The organism is Streptomyces sp. NPDC029292 (assembly GCF_055569295.1).
This window is the reverse complement of record NZ_JBVHXR010000018.1, coordinates 189,510-211,283: the sequence shown is the minus strand read 5'-3', so window position 1 is coordinate 211,283 and position 21,774 is coordinate 189,510. Positions and strand designations below refer to the sequence as shown.

The window sequence follows — 21,774 nt, the reverse complement described above, 5'->3', positions numbered from 1 at the left end:
AGGGTTGTAGCGGCCCCGGGGAAGTGTAGGTGCGTTCCTGCGTCGTTCGGTGCGTGCTCTCGGTGTGCCGGACGAAGGCTCTCGTAGCGGAGCTACTTGGGCCTTTGGCCGGTGCGGCGAGAATGCGTGCCGGGCGGCGTGGGGGCGTGCCTACACTTCCTCGGGGTCGCTCGAGCCGCGTGGAAGACGCACGACGCTGTGGGCCTGACGCGTATGTTGTGGAGCAGTCTAGTGGCGCTACCCGGGTCGTCTTACGCCTCTGCGGAAGGATCACCCGGACGTGGCTGTACTGGATGGACAACGCCGCGCTCTCGGGCGTTACCCAAGGTTCGGCGAAGGGGCCGGAGCGTTCTGCTCCGGCCCCTTCGCCGTACGGCTTACGCCTCGTCGTCGTTCACCCACGACATGAGCTTGCGCAGCTCCTTGCCGGTGGTCTCCAGGAGGTGGTTCTCGTCCTGGGTCTTGTACTCGTTGTACTTCTTCAGACCGCCGTGGTACTCGGCCATCCACTCGCGGGCGAACGTCCCGTCCTGGATCTCGGCGAGGACCTTCTTCATCTCGGCCTTGGTGGCGTCCGTGATGATGCGGGGACCGGTGACGTAGTCGCCCCACTCGGCGGTCTCGGAGACGGACCAGCGCATCTTCTCCAGGCCGCCCTCGTACATGAGGTCGACGATGAGCTTCAGCTCGTGGAGGCACTCGAAGTACGCGATCTCCGGCTGGTAACCGGCCTCGGTCAGCGTCTCGAAGCCCGCCTTGACCAGCGCGGCCGTACCACCACAGAGGACGGCCTGCTCACCGAACAGGTCGGTCTCGGTCTCCTCGGTGAAGGTCGTCTTGATGACGCCGGCGCGGGTGCCGCCGATGCCCTTGGCGTACGACAGCGCCAGCGGGAACGCGGAACCGGTCGCGTCCTGCTCCACGGCCGCGATGCAGGGAACGCCGCGACCCTCCTCGTACTGGCGGCGGACGAGGTGGCCCGGGCCCTTGGGGGCGACCATGCAGACGTCGATGCCGGCCGGGGGCTTGATGAAGCCGAAGCGGATGTTCAGGCCGTGGCCGAAGAACAGCGCGTCGCCGTCGTTCAGGTTGTCCTTGATGGACTCCTCGTACACCTGGGCCTGGATCGGGTCCGGCACCAGGATCATGATGACGTCGGCCTCGGCAGCGGCCTCCGACGGCGTCACCACGCGCAGGCCCTGCTCCTCGGCCTTCGCCTTGGACTTGGAGCCCTCGTGCAGACCGACGCGGACGTCGACACCCGAGTCGCGCAGCGACAGCGCGTGGGCGTGGCCCTGGCTGCCGTAGCCGATGACCGCGACCTTGCGGCCCTGGATGATGGACAGGTCGGCGTCGTCGTCGTAGAACAGCTCGGCCACTGGGGTTCTCCTTGGTGTGCGGTGTTGCGTCCCACCGTACGGCGGGCGGGGGGAGGGAAGTTTTCGGGTCTCGGCATACGGGCGGTCGACGATCACCGACCGCCCGTATACCGAGACCGTTTACGGCCTCAATGAGACCGATTGCGGCCTCAGGAAGACCGCTTACAGACTTACGCGGATCGGTCCAGCGCGCGCAGCGACCGGTCCGTGATCGAACGCGCCCCGCGTCCGATCGCGATCGTGCCGGACTGGACGAGCTCCTTGATGCCGAACGGCTCCAGCATCTTGAGCATGGCCTCCAGCTTGTCGCTGCCGCCGGTGGCCTCGATGGTGACGGCCTCCGGGGAGACGTCCACGGTCTTGGCGCGGAACAGCTGGACGATCTCGACGATCTGGGAGCGCGTCTCGTTGTCGGCGCGCACCTTCACCAGAACGAGTTCGCGCTGTACGGCCGAGCCGGGCTCCAGCTCGACGATCTTCAGGACGTTGACGAGCTTGTTGAGCTGCTTGGTGACCTGTTCGAGCGGCAGTGCCTCGATCACGTTCACCACGATGGTGATGCGGGAGATGTCGGGGTGCTCGGTGACACCGACGGCGAGCGAGTCGATGTTGAAGCCGCGCCGGGAGAACAGGGCGGTGATCCGGGCGAGGACACCAGGCTTGTTCTCGACGAGGACGGAGAGGGTGTGCTTGCTCATGGTTCTGACTCGGCTCTCTCTCAGTCGTCTTCGTTGTCGCCGAAGTCGGGGCGAACGTCCCGGGCGGCCATGATCTCGTCGTTCGAGGTGCCGGCGGCGACCATCGGCCACACCATCGCGTCCGCGTGGACGATGAAGTCGACCACGACGGGGCGGTCGTTGATGGAGTTCGCCTCTTCGATGACCTTGTCCAGGTCGTCCGGGGACTCGCAGCGGATCGCGTAGCAGCCCATGGCCTCCGACAGCTTCACGAAGTCGGGAACCCGGGTGCCGGCGCTCGGCTCCTTGCCGGTCGCCTCGGGGCCCGAGTGCAGCACGGTGCTGGAGTAGCGCTGGTTGTAGAAGAGGGTCTGCCACTGGCGGACCATCCCGAGGACGCCGTTGTTGATGATGGCGACCTTGATCGGGATGTTGTTCAGGGCGCAGGTGGTGAGCTCCTGATTGGTCATCTGGAAGCAGCCGTCGCCGTCGATCGCCCAGACCGTACGGTCCGGCTGACCCGCCTTGGCGCCCATCGCTGCCGGGACCGCATAGCCCATCGTTCCGGCACCGCCGGAGTTCAGCCAGGTCGCGGGCTGCTCGTACTGAACGTAGTGCGCGGCCCACATCTGGTGCTGGCCGACGCCCGCGGCGAAGATCGTGCCCTCCGGGGCGAGCTGCCCGATGCGCTCGATGACCTGCTGCGGCGACAGCGAGCCGTTGTCGGGCTGCTCGTAGCCCAGCGGGTACGTCTCGCGCCACCGGTTCAGGTCTTTCCACCAGGCGGTGTAGTCGCCGGCGTGACCCTCGCTGTGCTCCTTCTGCACGGCCTGGACCAGGTCGGCGATGACCTCGCGGGCGTCTCCGACGATCGGCACGTCCGCGGCGCGGTTCTTGCCGATCTCGGCCGGGTCGATGTCGGCGTGGACGATCTTGGCGTACGGGGCGAAGCTGTCCAGCTTGCCGGTGACGCGGTCGTCGAAGCGGGCTCCGAGGGCGACGATCAGGTCGGCCTTCTGCAGCGCGGTGACGGCGGTGACCGCACCGTGCATGCCCGGCATTCCCACGTGCAGCGGGTGGCTGTCGGGGAATGCGCCGAGCGCCATCAGTGTGGTGGTGACGGGCGCTCCGGTGAGTTCTGCGAGGACCTTCAGCTCGGCGGTGGCATGGGCCTTGAGGACGCCGCCGCCGACGTAGAGGACGGGCCGCTTGGCCTGGGTGATCAGCTTGGCGGCCTCACGGATCTGCTTGGCGTGCGGCTTGGTCACCGGGCGGTAGCCGGGCAGGTCCTGGGTGGGCGGCCACTGGAAGGTGGTCTGCGCCTGGAGGGCGTCCTTGGCGATGTCGACGAGGACGGGGCCCGGACGGCCGGTGGAGGCGATGTGGAACGCCTCCGCGATCGTCCGGGGGATGTCCTCGGCCTTGGTCACCAGGAAGTTGTGCTTGGTGATCGGCATGGTGATGCCGACGATGTCCGCCTCCTGGAAGGCGTCCGTGCCGATCGCCTTGGAGGCGACCTGGCCGGTGATCGCGACCATGGGCACGGAGTCCATGTGGGCGTCGGCGATCGGCGTGACCAGGTTGGTGGCGCCGGGGCCCGACGTCGCCATGCAGACGCCGACCTTGCCGGTGGCCTGTGCGTAACCGGTGGCCGCGTGACCCGCGCCCTGCTCGTGACGGACGAGCACGTGCCGCACGCGCTTCGAGTCCATCAGCGGGTCGTAGGCCGGAAGGATCGCACCGCCGGGAATGCCGAATACCGTGTCGGCCCCGACCTCCTCGAGAGAACGGATGAGGGACTTCGCACCCGTCACCTGCTCGGGCGCGGACTGCTGTCCTCCGGAACGGGGCCGCGGCTGCGGATGGTGGGCCCCGGTGGCCTGCTCGGTCATCGGCATTCTCTTCTCGATGCTGAGGGTTTTTGCGAGGTTTGTGCGGTGTACGACTGGTGCCTGTGCAACAAAAAACCCCTCGTGCCGTGAGGCAAGCGAGGGGAGCGCGCCGGGTGCGGTCGCTGGGGGTTCCGGGTCCGTCCGGTGGCCACCAGCTTCAGCCGACGCGCTTTCCAAGTACGAGAATTCGGGTGCGCATGGCATTGACCCTCCCCCCGGCACGCACTGACTGTCAAGTGGGTGGGACGGGAGTCTCATTATGTGAACGGAGGACCGTACCGCCTCCATAGACAGCGGGCACACCACTGGTGTACACCCCCGCGCCGCCGCCCGCGAACGCGGGCTCGGCCGGTCCGTGCGGCACTGGGTACTGTCCACAGGACAGCGCCCGGCGCAGCCGGAACTCGTCGAGCGGCCCGGAGAACGCCATGCCCTGCCCATGGGTGCACCCCATCGCGCGCAGGGCGATGACCTGCTCCGGAAGATCCACTCCGTCGGCCACGGACTGGAGCCCCAGGTCGGTGGCGATCCGCAGCAGCCCGCTGGTGATCTTGTGCAGGCGCGCGGACTCGACGACCCCCTCGACAAGACTTCTGTCCAGTTTCAGTACGTCGACGGGGAGCCTTCGGAGGGCCGTGATGGCGGCGTACCCGCTGCCGAAGCCGTCCAGGGCGATCCGGACGCCGAGGCGCCTGAGCGCGTTCAGCCGGCGCTCCAGCTCGTCCAGGGAGAGCCGGGGGTCGGTGTCGGACAGCTCGATGACCAGGGCGCCGGAGGCGAGCCCGTGCCGGGCCAGCAGGGCTTCCACGGAGCCGAGGGGCACGGAGCGGTCCAGCAGGCGCCTGGCGTTCATCCGGACGGCGACGGGCACCGCGCTGCCGGTGGCGGCGCGCTCGGCGGCCTGCTCGACGGCCTCCTCAAGGATCCAGCGGCCCAGCTCGGCCGTTTTCTCGCTGTCCTCGGCGACGCGCAGGAACTCGGCGGGTGTGAAGAACACGCCCTGGGCGGAGCGCCAGCGCGCCTGCGCGGTGACCGACGTGATCCGGCCGTTCTCGAGCAAGACCACGGGCTGGTGCAGCAGCGCGAACTCACCGCCCTGAAGAGCGGAGCGCAGCCGGGTCGCCAGCTCCGCCTTCCGCACGACGTCCTGCTGCATCTGGGGCGCGTACAGCTCGACGCGTCCCTTGCCCGCGGCCTTCGCCCGGTACATGGCGAGATCGGCGTTGCGCAGCAGCTCACCTGCCCCCAGGCCCGGTTCGGCGAAGCCGACGCCGATGGACGCGGCGACCCGGACATCGTTGCCGTCGATGACATACGGCTGCGAGAGCCTGATTCTCAGGCGGTCGGCGAGCTCCAGGATCTGCTGCTCGCGCGCGGTACGGTCGTGGGTGCCGTCGCCGACGATCAGGGCCGCGAACTCGTCGCCGCCGAGGCGGGCGGCGGTGTCGCCGTGCCGCACCGAGTCCTGGAGTCTGCGGGCGGCCTGGACGAGGAGCTCGTCGCCGGCCTGGTGCCCGATCGTGTCGTTGACGGCCTTGAAGCCGTCGAGGTCGATGAAGAGAACGGCCGTGCCGCGGTCGGAGGAGCGGCGGCCGGAGAGCGCCTGCTGGACGCGCCGGGTGAACAGCGCGCGGTTGGGCAGGTCGGTGAGCGGGTCGTGCTCGGCATTGTGCTGCAACTGCGCCTGCAGGCGCACCCGTTCGGTGACGTCACGGCTGTTGAAGATGAGGCCGCCGTCGTGCCGGTTGACAGTGGACTCCACGTTCAGCCAGCCGCCGTCGCCCGACCTGAAGCGGCATTCGATGCGGGTCGTCGGCTCCTCGATGTGGCTGGCGGCCAGGAAGCGGCGCACCTCGTGCACCACGCAGCCGAGGTCCTCGGGGTGGATGAGGGCGGCGAGCTCGGAGCCGACGAGTTCGTCGGCGTCCCGGCCGTAGACCCCGGCGGCGGCCGGGCTGACGTACCGCAGGACGCCGTTGGGCGCGGCGATCATGATGACGTCGCTGGAGCCTTGCACCAGGGAGCGGAAGTGGTTCTCCTTCTGGGCCAGCTCCTGGGTGAGGGTGATGTTGTCGAGCAGCATGATGCCCTGGCGCACGACGAGGGCGAGCACGACCAGGCCGGCGGTGATGAGCACCACGCGGTCGACATTGTGGCCGTTCAGTACGTTGTAGAGGATGCCCAACGTGCAGACGGCGGCGGCCAGATAGGGGGTGAGCGCGGCCAGCGAACCGGCGATCGGGCGGGTGACCGGATACCGACTGTGGCCTCCTTCCTGGGGGAGCACCTGCACGGGTCCCCCCTGCTGCCCTTCTTGTTGCCGTAGGTCTTGCTGCTGCAGTTCTCTGCGCTGCCCCGGGATGTGCTCGTGCACCACGCGCGCGTGCCCGTCCACACCGTGCCCGTCCACACCGTGCCCGTCGGCGTCCGGCTGCCCGTGCCGGGAGCCGACCCAGGGGGCGTACGCGAGGAGCAGCGAGCCGGCGAACCAGCCCGCGTCGAGGAGCTGCCCGGAATGGTAGTTGTTGTGCAGGAGGGGCGAGGTGAACAGGGCGTCGCACATCACGGTCAGGGCGAGCGCGCCGATCGCGGTGTTCACCGCGGAGCGGTTCACCGACGAGCGCCGGAAGTGCAGCGCCAGCACCATGCTGATCAGAGCGATGTCCAGCAGTGGGTACGCCAGTGACAGCGCGGTGTGCGCGACGCTCGGCCCGTCGAACTTCGCCGCCTGGGCGAGCGCGAGGCTCCAGGACAGCGTGAGCAACGAACCACCGATCAGCCAGGAATCCAGCGCCAGGCAGACCCAACCCGCCTTGGTCACAGGCCTCTTGGCGAGCACGAGCAGTCCTACGATGGCGGGTGGCGCGAAGCACAGAAAGAACAGGTCGGCGTAACTCGGGCTGGGCACTTCGCGGTTGAGTACGACCTCGTACCAACCCCAGACCAGATTGCCGAGCGAGGCCATGGCGGAGGAGAGCGCGAAGAGCAGCCACGCGGGTCGAAAGCGGCTGCGACGGCTGCGGGCGTAGAGGAAGCAGGAGACCGCCGCGGTGCCCGCCGCGGCGGTCAGACCGAAGTCACCCATGATCAGCGCGAGGCTCGCGGAGCCCCAGCCGAGCGCGGAACCGACGGCGTATCCCGCGCACAGCAGGGCCAGTACGAGTTGCGAGACCAGGCCCGACCCACCGCCGAGTACCGGCCGACGGGTCAGCAGCACCCCTGGGGAGCTCACCGGGCCCACTCGGTCCGCGCCCCGGGATCCCGCTGGTCCCCGTGTGCTGCGTGCGCATGCCTCCGGCGGGCGCTGTGCCTGCGGTGGTGATGGCCACCATGACCGCCATGACCGCCGTGGCCGCGTCTGCGGGTGGCCGTGCGCCAGGGTCGCCGTCGGCGGCCCCGCCGCGTCGGATCGTTGGTCCATAGGCCGTGCATCGCCCGTCGCCCCCCTCGCAGTCTGAATGTCCATCCCCCGCGCCGAACGGTGCGCGGCGCAGCCCCTGTCGGGACGATACACCAGTCTCGTCACTCAGGGACATAGTTCCTCTACGCTCCGTGACGACCAGGGAGTATGTCGGCACTGCCCGCATTCGGGGAACTGCGGAGGGTGCCCGAAACGGACGGGGAGCGAACGGGAGGCGACTTACGCGCCGGTCGTGAGCACCACGTTCTGGAGCGGCTCCCCGCTCGCGAAACGGTTCAACTGCGCGACCAGGAGCCGCTTGGCGCGCGGCAGGAAGGCCGAGGTGGGGCCGCCGACGTGGGGGCTGATGAGCACGCCGGGCGCGTGCCACAAGGGGTGTCCCTGGGGCAGCGGTTCGGGATCGGTGACATCGAGGGCCGCGGTGATGCGGCCGTTCTCCAGCTCGGCGAGGAGCGCCTTGGTGTCCACGACGGGACCGCGGGCGACGTTCACGAGGAGCGCACCGTCCTTCATGCGGGACAGGAAATCGGCGTTCACCAGGCCACGCGTGCTCTCGCTGAGGGGCGTCGAGAGCACCACGATGTCGGCCTCGGGCAGCAGGGCGGGCAGTTCCGTGAGTGGGCGCACGGGACCGCGCGCCGTGGTGCGCTCGGAGCGCGCGACGCGCGCCACCCGCGCGAGCTCGAAGGGCGTGAGCCGGTCCTCGATCGCGGATCCGATCGACCCGTACCCGACGATCAGTACGGACTTGTCGGCCAGCGCCGGACGGAACCCGGAGAGCCACTCCCCCTTGTCCTGAGCCCGTACGAAGTCGGGGATGCCCCGCAGTGAGGCGAGGATCAGCGCGAGGGTGAGCTCTGCGGTGCTCGCCTCGTGCACCCCCTGTGCATTGCACAACCGCACGCCCGGGCGCAGGAACTTGAGGCTCGGCTGGACATGGTCGACTCCGGCGGAGAGCGTCTGCACGGCCTGGACCGATGTCATTGCGGCCAGGGGCCGCTGGGAGACGGCGGGCGGCTTCATATAGGGCACGACATAGAACGCGCAGTCGGCGGGATCCGCGGGAAACTCCTGGTCGCCGTCCCAGAAGCGATAGTTGAGGCCCTCGGGGAGCCCGTCGATCTCGTCGGCGTGAATCGGAAGCCACACATCGGAAGTCATGGTCTGGAGGCTATGTCAGGCACCGGGACGCACAGAGGTTAGGTTGGGGTGCCAGGAGAGGGAGGGTTACGGCCAGGTGGAGCGCAGGACGATCGGGGCGGCGGCGCTCGATGTGGGGGCGGTCGGGCTCGGGTGCATGCCGATGAGCTGGGCGTACACCGGTTCGCGGCAGCGCGGTGAGGAGTCGCTGCGCGCGGTGCACACGGCGCTCGACCGGGGTTCGACGCTGCTCGACACGGCCGACATGTACGGCCCCTTCACCAACGAGCTGCTGGTGGGGCGGGTACTGAAGGAGCGGCGCTCCGAGGCCTTCGTGTCGACCAAGGTCGGCCTGCTGGTGGGCGAGCAGCACATCGTGGCCAACGGCAGGCCCGGCTATGTGAAGCGGGCGTGCGACGCGTCGCTGCGGCGCCTGCAGACGGACGTGATCGATCTCTACCAGCTGCACCGCGCGGACCCCGAGGTTCCGGTCGAGGAGACCTGGGGCGCCATGGCGGAGCTCGTGTCGGCCGGAAAGGTGCGATCGCTCGGGCTGTGCGCGGTGGGCGCGCGCTCCGGCCGCCGCTCGGGGGCGCGGCTGCACGACGGAACGATCCGCCAGCTGGAGCGGGTGCAGCAGGTCTTCCCGGTGAGCGCGGTGGAGGCCGAGCTGTCCGTGTGGTCGACGGAGGCCCTCGACGCACTGCTGCCGTGGTGCGCGGCGCGCGGGGTCGGCTTTCTGGCGGCGATGCCGCTCGGCAACGGCTTCCTGACCGGCACGCTGACGCCCGGCGAGGGCTTCGAGCCCGACGACGTGCGCGCCCGGCACCCCCGCTTCACGGCCGAGATGATGGCCGCGAACCAGCCGATCGTCGCCGGGCTGCGCCGCGTCGCCCGCCGCCACGGGGAGGAGGTCACGCCCGCGCAGGTGGCGCTGGCCTGGGTCCTGGCGCAGGGGCGGCACGTGGTCCCGGTGCCGGGGGCGAAGCGGGAGCGATGGGTCACGGAGAACGCGGGGGCGGCCGGGCTGCGGCTGACGGCGGCGGATCTCGCGGAGGTGGCGCGGCTGCCCGGGGCGCTGGGGTCGTGGGACTGACGAGGTTCCCGGTGCGGCGGGACGATGCGCGGATTGCTTGTCCGTGATCGGGAACCCGTGGAACGCGAGCGGTGTATGAACAGTAGGACCGCCGCGTCGAAGGGACCTTGATGGTGCAACGTCGAGCAGTGACAGCCGTGTTGGCCGCGGCCGCGCTTCTGGTGACGGCCGGATGTTCCTCCGGGGGCGGGGGCGGCTCGGACAGCGGGAGCGCGTTCCCGAACCTCGGGAGTACGGCGCCGGAGTCGTCCTCCCAGAAGGCCCCCGCCGAGGAGACACCGCCCGCCAAGGGCTCGGTGAAGGTGGTGCGCACCGTCACCGAGGACCTCGACACCCCCTGGGGCCTCGCCCCGCTCCCCGAGGGCGGCCTCCTGGTGTCCTCGCGGGACAAGGGGACGATCACACGGGTCGACGAGAAGACCGGCAAGAAGACGGTGCTGGGAGAGGTGCCCGGAGTGGCCCCCGCCGGAGAGGGCGGCCTCCTGGGCATCGCGCTCTCCCCGGACTACGCCTCGGACCACATGATCTACGCCTACTTCACGACGGCGTCGGACAACCGCATAGTCCGCATGCTGTACGACGAGCAGAAGCCGTCCGGAGAGCAGCTGGGCGCACCGGACACCATCTTCAAGGGCATCCCCAAGGGGATCATCCACAACGGCGGGCGGATCGCGTTCGGCCCGGACAAGATGCTGTACGCGGGTGCGGGCGAAACCGGTGACCGCGGGCAGGCCCAGGACAAGAAGGCGCTGGGCGGCAAGATCCTGCGGATGACACCGGAGGGCGAGCCGGCGCCGGGCAATCCGTTCGGCGACTCGGTCGTCTACTCGTACGGGCATCGCAACGTCCAGGGTCTCGCCTGGGACGACAAACAGCGCCTGTGGGCCTCCGAGTTCGGCCAGGACACCTGGGACGAGCTGAACCAGATCAAGCCGGGTGACAACTACGGCTGGCCGGTGGTCGAGGGCAAGGGCGACAACTCCAAGTACCACAACCCGATCGCCCAGTGGCACACGGACGAAGCCTCCCCCAGCGGCATCGCCTACGCCGAGGGCTCCATCTGGATGGCGGGCCTCAAGGGCGAACGCCTGTGGCGCATCCCGCTGAACGGCACGAAGGCCTCCGCCGCCCCCCAGGCCTTCCTCCAGGGCAAGTACGGCCGCCTCCGCACGGTCGTCTCCGCGGGCGGCGACAAACTCTGGCTGACGACGAGCGAGACGGACGGCCGCGGCAGCCCCGGGAAGGGGGACGACAGGATTCTGGAGCTGGAGGTGAAGTAGCCGCGTAGGGCACAGGCGCAGGGCACAGGCACGGCGCAGGGCCTCAGGCCTCGTCCGGCTCCAGTTCCGCGTCCGGGTCCGGATCCGAGTCGGGGTCCGGATCCGAGTCGGGGTCCGGATCCGAGTCGGGGTCCGGATCCGAGTCGGGGTCCGCGTCCGCGTCCTCCCCCGTGCTCGCCCGCTCCTGCCCCGGCAGCCGTACGACCACCTTGCCGGACGAGAGGTCGATGGGGCCGCGGCCCGGGTCGCCGTCGTTCAGGTCGACGCGGGTCAGTTCGAGCCGCCTGCGTTCGTCGTTGGTGTGCTTGCGACCTGGTGCGAAGAGCTCCTCGAACATGTTGAACACGGCGCCTCCTCCGGCCCGGATCCCTTACAGCGTAAGCCTCAGCCTGCCGCCTGGGCAGCGGGGGGCTCCGGCGGAAACAGCCGCAGCCGGTGGGCCACGGCCGCCGCCTCCCCCCGTCCTGAGACGCCCAGCTTGGCCAGAATGTTCGACACGTGGACGCTGGCCGTCTTCGGGGAGATGAAGAGTTCCTCGGCGATCTGGCGGTTGCTGCGGCCGGCGGCGACGAGACGGAGGACGTCGCGCTCGCGGCCGGTGAGGCCGAGCGCCACGGCCGGGTCGACGGGGGCAAGGGCTGACGGTTCGGGGGCGCGGCCCAGGGCGAGGCGGGCCCGCTGGGCAAGCAGGGCGACCGCATCGCCGAGCGGGCGCGCGCCGAGGTGGTCGGCGGCGGCCCGGGCCAGCCGGAGGAGCTCCGTGGCGCGGGCACGATCCTCGTCCTCCGCGCCCGAGGTCAGCAGGGCCTCGGCGAGGCGGTGCCGGACCCGGGCGAGGTCGTAGGGGCGCTCCAGGGGTTCGAAGGTGGTGACCACCTCGGACCAGTCGTGCGGGGTGGTCATGCCCTCGGCGCGCTTGAGTTCGGCGCGCACCCACTGCTCGTACGCGAGCCAGACGGGCGCGCCGGTGGCCAGCGACTTGGCGGCCGTGCGGATGCGTTCGACGGTTTCGGCGCGGGCCGTTTCGGCGACGGGCAGCCCGCGGGCGTCGGCCTCCGCCATGGCGGAGGCCAGCAGCAGCGGCCAGCCGTAGCGCTGGGTGCCGGGCGGGAAGCCCGCGTTCAGGGCCTGTTCCAGGGTGGTGCGGGCGTCGAGGAGGCGGCCTTCACCGGCGGCGATGCCGATGGCGACGCGCACCAGGGGCAGGGAGTGCTGCGGCGTGGGGTCGTGGGTGCCGAAATGGTCGCGGGCGGCGGCCATGCGGCGCCCCGCCTCGGCGAGGTCGCCGCGGGCGAGCGCGAGGGAGGACAGACGGGTGGCGCCGATACCGGACGCCTTGCCGCTGAGTCCGATGCGCAGCGTGTTCCCCGCGGCCTCGACGGCCTCGTCCCACTGGCCGAGTGCGTAGAGCGACTCCGAGAGGTTGCCCCAGACCCAGGCCTCGGTGTCCAACAGGCCTTGCTTGCGGGCGAGTTCGACGCCCTCCCGCAGGACCGAGGCGGCCTCGCGGGAGCGGCCGACCGACTCCAGGTGGGAGGGCAGGTTGATGTGGACCCGGCCCACGACGAGCGAGGCGCCGTACCGGTTCACCCGTTGCCTGACCTCGTACATCTCCTCGAGTCCCGCCTCGACGTCACCCGCGTCGACCATGAGGCCGCCGAGCGTGAGCCGGGCGTTCAGTTCGATGTCCCGGGCGCCCACCATGCGCGCGTACTCCACCGCTTGCTCGGCGGCCGCGAGGGCGCCGGGGCCCGGTTCGTGCAGCATGCACCAGGCGGCGACGTTGGAGAGGACGTCGGCGTGCACCGCGGAGGGCGGCAGGCCGCGCACCAGGTCCTGGGCGTTGGCGAGTTCCTGCCAGCCGTCGCCGCGGGCCTGTGCCTGGACCAGGCGGGAGCGCTGGGTCCAGAACCAGGCGGCGCGCAGCGGATCGTCCTCGTCCTCCAGCAGATGCAGCGCCCGCTTGGTGATCTTCAGGGCGCGCTCGCGCTCCCCGCACAGCCGGCCCGCGACGGCGGCCTCGGCCATCAGGTCGAGATAGCGAAGGGGCGTGGTCGCCGGGTCGCAGCCGCAGGGAGGGTAGACCTCCACGTAGTCGACGGGGCGCAGTTCGGCCCGTACGGCGTCGGGGGCGACGTCCCACAGCTCCATCGCCCGTTCCAGGAGCCGCAGTTGCTCGGAGTGGGCGTGACGGCAGCGGGCCTCGACGGAGGCGTCCAGGACGGCGGGGAGGGCCTTGGCGGCGTCATGGGCGTGGTACCAGTAGCTGGCCAGGCGGGTGACGCGCTCGGCGGACGGTACGAGTGCCGGGTCGGCCTCCAGGGCTTCCGCGTAGCGGCGGTTGAAACGGGAGCGCTCGCCGGGCAGCAGGTCGTCGCTGACGGCCTCGCGGACCAGGGAGTGGCGGAAGCGGTAGCCGTCGCCGCCGGGCGAGGCGAGCAGGATGTTGGCGCTGACGGCGGCCCGCAGCGCCTCGATGAGGTCGTCCTCGGCGAGCCGCGCCACGGCGGCGAGCAGCCGGTACTCGACGGTGGAGCCGCCCTCGGCGACGATCCGGGCGACGCGCTGGGTGCTCTCGGGCAGGCCTTCGACGCGTACGAGGAGCAGGTCGCGGAGGGAGTCCGTGAGCCCCGTACGGCAGCCCTCGTGCGCGGCGACGGCGAGTTCCTCGACGAAGAACGCGTTGCCGTCGGAGCGCTCGAAGATCTCGTCGACCTGGGCCGGGTCGGGTTCGTGGGCGAGGATTCCGGCGATCTGGCGGCCGACCTCGGCGCGGCTGAAGCGGCCGAGTTCGATGCGGCGGACCGTGCGGAGGCGGTCCAGTTCGGCGAGGAGGGGGCGCAGCGGGTGGCGGCGGTGGATGTCGTCGGCGCGGTACGTGGCGACGACGACGAGTCGGCCGCTGCGCAACGTGCGGAAGAGGTAGGCGAGCAGATGGCGGGTGGAGGCGTCGGCCCAGTGCAGGTCTTCGAGGGCGACGACGACCGTGCGGTCCGCGGCGACGCGCTCCAGGAGGCGGGCGGTGAGTTCGAAGAGGCGGGCCATGCCCTCCTCTTCGTAGTGCCGGCCGCGGGTGGCCTCGCCCAGCTCGGGCAGCAGCCGGGCCAGCTCCTCCTCCTGTCCGGCGGCAGCGGCGGCGAGTTCGTCCGGCAGCAGCTGGCGCAGCGCGCGCAGGGCGGTGGAGAAGGGGGCGAACGGCAGTCCGTCGGCGCCGATCTCGACGCAGCCGCCGCAGGCGACGACCGCTCCCTCGCGGCTCGCCGCGGCGGCGAACTCCTCGAGCAGGCGCGTCTTGCCGACCCCGGCCTCTCCGCCGACGAGCAACGCCTGCGGCTCGCCCGCGGCGGCGCGGGCGAGCGCATCGTGCAGTATTCCCAGTTCGTCGCCGCGGCCGACGAACACCGGGCTGACGGACCTGGTCTCCACGGACCCGAGCATCGCACAGGGGTCCGACAGTGCGGCACCGGTTATCGGAAGGGCGGTGGCCGCCTCGCGCGTAAGGGCGACAACCGCCCCGCGCGGGAGGGCGGTTGTCGCCTGGTACGGAAGGACGGCGGCCGGTGCGGCCACCGCCCGGTGAGGACGGCCGACCCCCGTACGACCGTCCTCACCCCGCCCGGCGCTCACGCGGCGCGGGCGAACCGGTGCCGGCGGGGACGGGGCGTATGGGCCTGCCCCTCCGGGTCGTTCTGTCCGGACTCGCGCGCGGCGGCGCGGCGGGCGGCACGGCGGCCGCGCAGGGCCTCCTGGGCCACTCGGTGGTTGTGGGCCTCGCGGATCAGCTCTGCGGATCGGATCTGGTGAAGCTCGTACTCGAACATCTCGTGCCCCTCGTGAAGAGTCGGTTTCGGCCTCGCTTGCTGCGATGTCTCAACCTTCGTCTGCCAGGGGGGTGCGCCACATCGGGAGAGTTCCGCATCTTGCGCACGCGAAGGGCCTTAGTCCCGGCGTAAGTGACTTACGCCGGGACTAAGGCCCCTCAGGAAAGCTCAGGAAGCGGGTGCTCAGCTGCTCGTGGTCGGCACGGCCAGGAGGATGTCGGAGTACTTGAGAACGGCCAGCAGCAGGCCGATGAACCCGAGCGCGACGCCCGCCCAGGCGACGGACTTGATCCACGGGGCCTGCACCCGGTCGGGGTTCCCGAACGCCGGGCGGGCCAGCACGACGACGCCGACGATCAGGGCCGCCAGCGCGAAGAAGCCGGCGACCAGCGCGTTGGTGTTCCACGAGTCGGCGTAGACCTGCTTGATCTGCGTGGCGACGCTCGCGGTCGACGCGGTCTCCAGCTGGCCGTACAGCGAGTCGCGCGCCTGCGCGACGGTGCCGAGCCAGCCGCCGGTCAGCGAGACCAGGCCCAGGGCGGCCGAGACGACCGCGGCCGCACCCTGGCCGACTCCCGCGGAGGCCTTGTCGGCGATCGCCTCGGCCTGGTCGGCCCGGTCCTCGTCGTAGTCGTACTCGTCGTCGTCCGGGGTGTCGGCCGAGGCGTCCGCTTCGGTCTCCGTCGCCTCGTCGGCCTTGGTGACGTCGGTCTTGGTGACGTCCACCGTCTCCTGGTCGCTCTTCGCCTCGGTGCCGGTCTCGACCCCGGTCTCGTCAACTGTCTTGGTTCCCATGACCCGCACCGTACGGATGCTGTCTGAGAGGTCCCTTAATGATCGTTGTGAGAGGCACGCGCGCGTGCCTCTCGCCATTCGGGGGCGAGGACGGACCACATCTCGAGATCGTGCCGTACGCCGCGATAGGGATGGCTCTCCCGCTGCACCCCGTCCCGGCGCATGCCCAGCCGCCGGGCCACGTTCAGGCTCGGCTGGTTCCCCGAGGCGGCGATCCACTCGACCCGGTGGATCCCGCGCTCCTCGACGGCCCAGTCGATGAGCACCCGCATCGCGCGCGTGATCAGCCCGCGTCCGGTACCGGCGGGTTCCAGCCAGCACCCGACCTCGCAGTTCCCGTGCTCCGCGTCGAAGTTCAGGAAGAGCACCCCGCCCACGAGCTTCCCGTTCAGCCACAGGCCATGGAGGGACCCGGTGTCCGCGGCGCGCATGTCGGCGTACCTCTGGAGCAGGGCCCGCGCGGACTCCACGTCCGTCGCCTTCGACCCGAAGGGGATGAACTGCCCGATGAACTCCCTGCCCCGGTCCAGATGCGCCAGGAACTCCTCGGCGCGCCACGGCTCCAGGGGCCGAAGTTCCACTCCGTCGTCACCCAGAGATATCGCGTACATCGCGCTGTCGCCCCTTCGCCAGTACGTCCGCCACCTCGGCGTCCGTCACCGCGGCCAGCCTCTCATGGGCGGCGCGGCACTCGGGCGGCTCGATGCTGATGCGCGGCAGCCGGCGGGGCAGCCACCAGTTGGCGCCGCCGAGCAGGTGCATCAGGGCGGGGACGAGCAGCGTGCGCAGGACGAAGGCGTCGAGGGCGACCGCCGAGGCCAGGGCGATGCCGAACATCGCGATGACGCGGTCGCCGCTGAGCACGAAGGCGAGGAAGACCGAGATCATGATGACGGCGGCGGAGTTGATCACGCGGCTGGTCTCGGCGAGGCCGACCCGGACGGCGCGCCGGTTGTCGCCGGTCTCCAGCCACTCCTCGTACATCCGGCTGACCAGGAAGACCTGGTAGTCCATGGAGAGACCGAAGAGGACCGACACCATGATCACGGGCAGGAAGGGCTCGATCGGGCCCGCGCGGCCGAGGCCGAGCAGTTCGCTGCCCCAGCCCCACTGGAAGATCGCGACGACGACTCCGAAGGCGGCGGCGACGGCGGCGATGTTCATCACGGCGGCCTTCAGCGGGATGCCGAGGGACCGGAAGGCGAGCAGCAGCAGGACGCAGCCGAGCCCGATGACGACACCCACGAAGAGAGGCAGTTTGCCGACGATGACGGCCGCGAAGTCGTCGTAGCTCGCCGTCACCCCGCCGACGTGCACATCGAGCGCGGTGTCGGCCTCGGCGCGCGGCAGTACGTCGGTGCGCAGCCTGTTGACGAGATCGCTGGTCTTCTGGGACTGCGGCGCGTACTCCGGGACGACGGCGAGGTACGCGGTGCTGCCACCGGTGTTGTACGTCACCGGGGTGACCGCCGCGACGCCCTCGGTCGCCCGGAGCGTGGTGTCCAGATTGTCGAGCGCGAGCTTGTCCTCGGCGCCGCCGACGCGCGTGACCAGCGTCAGCGGCCCGTTCACGCCCGGCCCGAAGCCCTCCGCGAGCAGGTCGTACGCCTGGCGCGTGGTCGCCGGCCTCGGGTCGTTGCCCTGGTCCGAGGTGCCCAGGTGGAGCGAGAACGTCGGCAGGGCGAGCAGCGCCATGACGACCACGGCGACGGCGCCGAGCAGTTTGGGGTGGCGTTCCACGAAGACGGCCCAGCGGGCGGCGAGGCCGGTCGGGATCTCCGGCTGGGGCCCGTGCTCGTACAGCCGGCGGCGCTCGCGGCGGCTCAGCGCGCGTGGACCGATGAAGGAGAGCAGCGCGGGCAGCAGGGTCACCGAGGCCGCGACGGTGAAGACGACCGTCAAGGAGGCGGCGATCGCGACGCCGTTGAGGAAGCCGAGCCGCAGTATGAGCATGCCGAGCAGGGCGATGCAGACGGTGGCGCCCGCGAAGACGACCGCGCGCCCCGTGGTCGCGACGGCGTTCCGCGCGGCCTCGGCCACCGGGAGCCCGCGTTTCAGCCCGCTCCGGTGCCGGGTCACGATGAACAGCGCGTAGTCGATGCCGACGCCGAGCCCGATCAGCATGCCGAGCATGGGCGCGAGTGCGAGACAAGTCACAGGACATTCGCCCGAACTCTGTCGCCTCAGTCGAACTGGTCCCCACCGGACTGTCGCCTCAGTCGAACTGGTCCCCCACCGCCATGACCATCACCCCGGCGACCAGCAGCCACAGCGCCCGTCTGGTGCGGCCCCGGGCGCCCAGCACCGACGCGACGGCGCACAGGGCGGCGCCCGAGGCGTAGGCCACGGGCACGAGCGCGGTCGCGCTGCCGGTGGAGCGCAGCGCCGATGCCGCGAGGCCGGCCAGGGTCAGCAGCGCTCCGGTCCCGATCGCCGTCCAGCGGGCGCGCCGCGCGTCCTGCGCCGGATCCTCGAAGTCGGGCGTCTCGGAGTCACTGCTTCCACTCATGGCGCGCGAGCGTAGCGCCTGAGGCTGTGCGCCTGATGACGGCCCTAGGGGGGTGCATCGGGACCGATGCACCCCCCTAGGGAGTAAGACAACCCGCGCGTAAGAAATCCAGCGCGCAGGAAAACGCGGGCCTCAGCCCTCGCTGACGCCGAGCTTCTCCAGGATCAGCTCCTTGACGCGGGCCGCGTCGGCCTGCCCCCGGGTGGCCTTCATGACCGCGCCGACCAGGGCGCCGACCGCGGCCACCTTGCCGCCGCGGATCTTCTCCGCGACGCCCGGGTTGCCGGCGATGGCCTCGTCGACGGCGGCGGTCAGCGCGCCCTCGTCCGAGACGACCTTCAGGCCGCGCTTCTCGACGACCTCGTCCGGAGTGCCCTCACCGGCGAGGACGCCCTCGATGACCTGGCGGGCCAGCTTGTCGTTCAGCTCTCCGGCGGCGACGAGCTGCGCCACCCGGGCGACCTGCGCCGGGGTGATCGGCAGGTCCTCCAGGGACTTGCCCGACTCGTTGGCGCTGCGGGCCAGTTCGCCCATCCACCACTTGCGGGCGGACGCGGCATCCGCACCGGCCTCGATCGTGGCGACGATCGAGTCGATGGCACCGGCGTTGAGGATCGACTGCATGTCGTGGGCGTTGACGCCCCACTCCTCGCGCAGCCGGTTGCGGCGGGCCAGCGGCTGCTCGGGCAGGCCGGCGCGCAGCTCCTCGACCCACTCGCGGGACGGCGCGACGGGGACCAGGTCGGGCTCCGGGAAGTACCGGTAGTCCTCGGCCTCCTCCTTCACGCGGCCCGAGGTCGTGGACCCCGTGTCCTCGTGGAAGTGGCGGGTCTCCTGGATGATCGTGCCGCCGGAGTTCAGCACCGCGGCGTGCCGCTGGATCTCGAAGCGGGCCGCACGCTCCACGGAGCGCAGCGAGTTGACGTTCTTCGTCTCGGAGCGCGTGCCGAACTTCTCGCGGCCGTGCGGGCGCAGCGAGAGGTTCACGTCGCAGCGCATCTGCCCCATTTCCATGCGGGCTTCCGACACACCGAGCGCCTTGATGAGCTCGCGCAGCTCGGCGACGTACGCCTTGGCGACCTCGGGAGCGCGCTCGCCCGCACCCTCGATCGGCTTGGTGACGATCTCGATGAGCGGGATACCGGCGCGGTTGTAGTCCAGGAGGGAGTACGTCGCGCCGTGGATACGGCCGGTGGCACCGCCCACGTGGGTGGACTTGCCGGTGTCCTCCTCCATGTGGGCGCGCTCGATCTCCACGCGGAAGACCTCGCCGTCCTCCAACTGCACGTCGAGATAGCCGTTGAAGGCGATCGGCTCGTCGTACTGGGAGGTCTGGAAGTTCTTCGGCATGTCCGGATAGAAGTAGTTCTTCCGGGCGAAGCGGCACCACTCGGCGATCTCGCAGTGCAGCGCGAGACCGATCTTGATGGCGGACTCGACGCCGGTCGCGTTGACGACGGGCAGCGAGCCGGGCATGCCGAGGCAGGTCGGGCAGGTCTGCGAGTTGGCGTCCTGCTTGAGTTCGGTGGAACACCCGCAGAACATCTTGGTCTTGGTGCCGAGTTCGACATGGACTTCGAGGCCCATGACGGGGTCGTACGACGCCAGCGCGTCCTCGTACGACACCAACTCGTCGGTCGTGGTGGTCACGGTGAAAACTTCCCTCTCAGCCCAGCAGGACGTCGTCGTCGCCCAGGCGCTTGAGCTCCCGGTAGAGGATGGCGAGGCCAGTGATGATGGCGGCGGCGGACACGGCCGCGTCGATCAGGCGCAGCGTGTCGTGCTCCGTGCGGGCCTTCCTGGCCTGCTTGGCGACGCCGACGGCACCGAACGCGGTGGTCGCGATGGACAGGTACGTACCGGACTTGGACTTCTTGAAGCCCTTGGCCTTGGACAGTGCCTTACTCACAACGACGGAGCCTCCTCGAGCAGCGGGTGCCCCCACTTTTCCACGAAGGCGGCCTCGACGGCGGCGCCGACCTTGTAAAGGCGGTCGTCCTTCATCGCGGGGGCGATGATCTGCAGACCGACCGGCAGGTTGTCCTCCGGCGCGAGACCGCAGGGCAGCGACATGGCGGAGTTGCCCGCCAGGTTGGTCGGGATGGTGCAGAGGTCCGCGAGGTACATCGCCATCGGGTCGTCGGCACGCTCGCCGATCGGGAAGGCGGTGGTGGGCGTGGTCGGCGAGACGATCACATCCACCTGCTCGAACGACTTCTCGAAGTCGCGGGTGATGAGCGTACGGACCTTCTGGGCGCTGCCGTAGTACGCGTCGTAGTAGCCGGAGCTGAGCGCGTACGTGCCGAGCATGATGCGGCGCTTCACCTCGGGGCCGAAGCCGGCCTCGCGGGTGAGGGAGGTGACCTCCTCGGCCGACTTCGTGCCGTCGTCGCCGACGCGGAGGCCGTAGCGCATGGCGTCGAAGCGGGCGAGGTTCGAGGAACACTCGGACGGCGCGATCAGGTAGTACGCCGCGAGCGCCAGGTCGAAGGACGGGCAGTCCAGCTCGACGATCTCGGCGCCCAGCTCCTTGAGGACGGCGACGGCCTCGTCGAAGCGCTGCACGACACCGGCCTGGTAGCCCTCGCCGCGGAACTGCTTGACGACGCCGACGCGCATGCCCGCCACGCTGCCGTTGCGGGCGGCCTCGACGACCGGCGGGACCGGGGCGTCGATGGAGGTCGAGTCGAGCGGGTCGTGCCCGGCGATGACCTCGTGCAGGAGGGCGGCGTCCAGGACCGTACGGGCGCAGGGTCCGCCCTGGTCGAGGGAGCTGGAGAACGCCACCATGCCGTAACGGGAGACCGCGCCGTACGTCGGCTTGACGCCGACCGTGCCGGTGACGGCCGCGGGCTGGCGGATGGAGCCGCCCGTGTCCGTGCCGATCGCGAGGGGCGACTGGAAGGAGGCGAGGGCTGCGGAGGAGCCACCGCCGGAGCCGCCCGGGATACGGGTGAGGTCCCAGGGGTTGCCGGTCGGCCCGTACGCGCTGTTCTCGGTGCTGGACCCCATGGCGAACTCGTCCATGTTGGTCTTGCCGAGGATGACGACGTCGGCGGCCTTCAGCTTCTTGGTGAGGGTCGCGTCGTACGGCGGGATCCAGCCCTCGAGGATCTTCGAACCGACGGTGGTCGGGATCCCCTCGGTGGTGAAGATGTCCTTGAGCGCGAGCGGAACGCCGGCGAGGGGGCCGAGCGTCTCGCCGCGCTCACGCTTGGCGTCGACGGCACGGGCCTGGGCGAGCGCCCCTTCCCTGTCGACGTGCAGGAAGGCGTGCACCTTCTCGTCGACGGCCTCGATACGGGCGAGGTGGGCCTCGGTGACCTGGACGGCCGTGAGCTCGCCGTCCGCGATCTTCTGGGCGATCTCGGCCGCGGTGAGCTTGATGATGTTGACGTTGGTGTCCGTCATGGTGATTAGTCCTCCCCCAGGATCTGCGGCACCTTGAAACGCTGCTGCTCCTGGGCCGGGGCGCCGGAGAGCGCCTGCTCGGGGGTGAGCGACGGACGGACCTCGTCCGCGCGCATGACGTTCGTCAGCGGCAGCGGATGAGAGGTCGGCGGTACGTCTTGGTCGGCGACCTCGCTGACGCGGGCGACCGCGCCGATGATGTCGTCGAGCTGGCCTGCGAAGTGGTCGAGCTCTTCGCCCTTCAGCTCCAGACGCGCCAGCCGTGCGAGGTGGGCGACCTCCTCGCGCGTGATGCCAGGCATGCAGCGATCCTCTGGGGTGAGTGTGTGTGGTTTGGGCCCAATCCTATGGGG

The 21,774-nt window shown here is 70.5% G+C and carries 17 protein-coding genes and 1 pseudogene; 2 read left to right on the top strand and 16 right to left on the bottom strand.

Annotated features, from left to right (window positions below):
- Positions 1-377: 377 nt before the first annotated feature.
- From ilvC to ACZ4WS_RS33845, 5 genes are all read right to left on the bottom strand, one after another.
- On the bottom strand, positions 378-1,379 hold the full coding sequence (gene ilvC / locus ACZ4WS_RS33865) for a ketol-acid reductoisomerase (protein ID WP_467986552.1): 1,002 nt from the start codon (positions 1,377-1,379) through the stop codon (positions 378-380).
- Positions 1,380-1,549: 170 nt separating this feature from the next.
- Positions 1,550-2,077 (bottom strand): acetolactate synthase small subunit, encoded by a 528-nt coding sequence (gene ilvN, locus ACZ4WS_RS33860; RefSeq protein WP_385741503.1) that lies wholly within the window; start codon positions 2,075-2,077, stop codon positions 1,550-1,552.
- A 20-nt stretch (positions 2,078-2,097) separates the two neighbouring features.
- Positions 2,098-3,954: an acetolactate synthase large subunit gene (locus ACZ4WS_RS33855; protein WP_467986550.1), complete on the bottom strand. Its 1,857-nt coding sequence runs from the start codon at positions 3,952-3,954 to the stop codon at positions 2,098-2,100.
- A gap of 226 nt (positions 3,955-4,180) precedes the next feature.
- Positions 4,181-7,180 carry a putative bifunctional diguanylate cyclase/phosphodiesterase gene (locus tag ACZ4WS_RS33850; protein WP_467986549.1) on the bottom strand — a complete coding sequence of 1,000 codons (3,000 nt, stop codon included), beginning with the start codon at positions 7,178-7,180 and terminating at the stop codon, positions 4,181-4,183.
- 408 nt (positions 7,181-7,588) lie between these two features.
- A complete protein-coding gene (locus ACZ4WS_RS33845; RefSeq protein WP_467986548.1) occupies positions 7,589-8,530 on the bottom strand; it encodes a 2-hydroxyacid dehydrogenase in 942 nt (313 codons plus the stop codon).
- Positions 8,531-8,606: 76 nt separating this feature from the next.
- On the opposite strand from ACZ4WS_RS33845, the gene ACZ4WS_RS33840 reads away from it, so the two are divergent.
- Both ACZ4WS_RS33840 and ACZ4WS_RS33835 read left to right on the top strand, forming a co-directional pair.
- Complete coding sequence (locus ACZ4WS_RS33840; RefSeq protein WP_467986547.1) at positions 8,607-9,605, top strand: aldo/keto reductase; 999 nt, start codon at positions 8,607-8,609, stop codon at positions 9,603-9,605.
- Between the two features lie 110 nt (positions 9,606-9,715).
- Positions 9,716-10,885, top strand: coding sequence for a PQQ-dependent sugar dehydrogenase (locus tag ACZ4WS_RS33835; protein WP_467986546.1), 1,170 nt, complete (start codon positions 9,716-9,718; stop codon positions 10,883-10,885).
- A 43-nt stretch (positions 10,886-10,928) separates the two neighbouring features.
- Here the strand turns inward: ACZ4WS_RS33835 and ACZ4WS_RS33830 are convergent, their stop codons facing one another.
- From ACZ4WS_RS33830 to gatC, 11 genes and pseudogenes are all read right to left on the bottom strand, one after another.
- Positions 10,929-11,231, bottom strand: coding sequence for a DUF6191 domain-containing protein (locus ACZ4WS_RS33830; protein WP_467986544.1), 303 nt, complete (start codon positions 11,229-11,231; stop codon positions 10,929-10,931).
- Positions 11,232-11,269: 38 nt separating this feature from the next.
- Positions 11,270-14,323 carry a helix-turn-helix transcriptional regulator gene (locus tag ACZ4WS_RS33825; RefSeq protein ID WP_467986543.1) on the bottom strand — a complete coding sequence of 1,018 codons (3,054 nt, stop codon included), beginning with the start codon at positions 14,321-14,323 and terminating at the stop codon, positions 11,270-11,272.
- A gap of 185 nt (positions 14,324-14,508) precedes the next feature.
- Positions 14,509-14,706 carry a hypothetical protein gene (locus ACZ4WS_RS33820; protein ID WP_467986542.1) on the bottom strand — a complete coding sequence of 66 codons (198 nt, stop codon included), beginning with the start codon at positions 14,704-14,706 and terminating at the stop codon, positions 14,509-14,511.
- A 183-nt stretch (positions 14,707-14,889) separates the two neighbouring features.
- Positions 14,890-15,501 carry a hypothetical protein gene (locus ACZ4WS_RS33815; RefSeq protein ID WP_467986540.1) on the bottom strand — a complete coding sequence of 204 codons (612 nt, stop codon included), beginning with the start codon at positions 15,499-15,501 and terminating at the stop codon, positions 14,890-14,892.
- A gap of 35 nt (positions 15,502-15,536) precedes the next feature.
- Positions 15,537-16,112 carry a GNAT family N-acetyltransferase gene (locus tag ACZ4WS_RS33810; RefSeq protein WP_467986538.1) on the bottom strand — a complete coding sequence of 192 codons (576 nt, stop codon included), beginning with the start codon at positions 16,110-16,112 and terminating at the stop codon, positions 15,537-15,539.
- Positions 16,090-17,646, bottom strand: a pseudogene (locus tag ACZ4WS_RS33805) (MMPL family transporter); the annotation flags it as partial. The pseudogene ACZ4WS_RS33805 and the gene ACZ4WS_RS33810, both read right to left, overlap by 23 nt.
- A 70-nt stretch (positions 17,647-17,716) precedes the next feature.
- On the bottom strand, positions 17,717-18,010 hold the full coding sequence (locus ACZ4WS_RS33800) for a hypothetical protein (protein ID WP_467986537.1): 294 nt from the start codon (positions 18,008-18,010) through the stop codon (positions 17,717-17,719).
- A gap of 132 nt (positions 18,011-18,142) precedes the next feature.
- A complete protein-coding gene (gene gatB / locus ACZ4WS_RS33795) occupies positions 18,143-19,660 on the bottom strand; it encodes an Asp-tRNA(Asn)/Glu-tRNA(Gln) amidotransferase subunit GatB (protein WP_467986536.1) in 1,518 nt (505 codons plus the stop codon).
- Positions 19,661-19,676: 16 nt separating this feature from the next.
- On the bottom strand, positions 19,677-19,919 hold the full coding sequence (locus ACZ4WS_RS33790; RefSeq protein WP_467986535.1) for a hypothetical protein: 243 nt from the start codon (positions 19,917-19,919) through the stop codon (positions 19,677-19,679).
- Positions 19,916-21,421, bottom strand: a complete 1,506-nt coding sequence (gene gatA / locus ACZ4WS_RS33785; protein ID WP_467986534.1) for an Asp-tRNA(Asn)/Glu-tRNA(Gln) amidotransferase subunit GatA — start codon at positions 21,419-21,421, stop codon at positions 19,916-19,918. The genes ACZ4WS_RS33790 and gatA overlap by 4 nt, the downstream gene beginning before the upstream one ends.
- A 5-nt stretch (positions 21,422-21,426) precedes the next feature.
- Entirely contained in the window at positions 21,427-21,723 is a 297-nt protein-coding gene (gatC, locus tag ACZ4WS_RS33780) for an Asp-tRNA(Asn)/Glu-tRNA(Gln) amidotransferase subunit GatC (RefSeq protein ID WP_015036350.1), read from the bottom strand.
- Positions 21,724-21,774 lie beyond the last annotated feature (51 nt).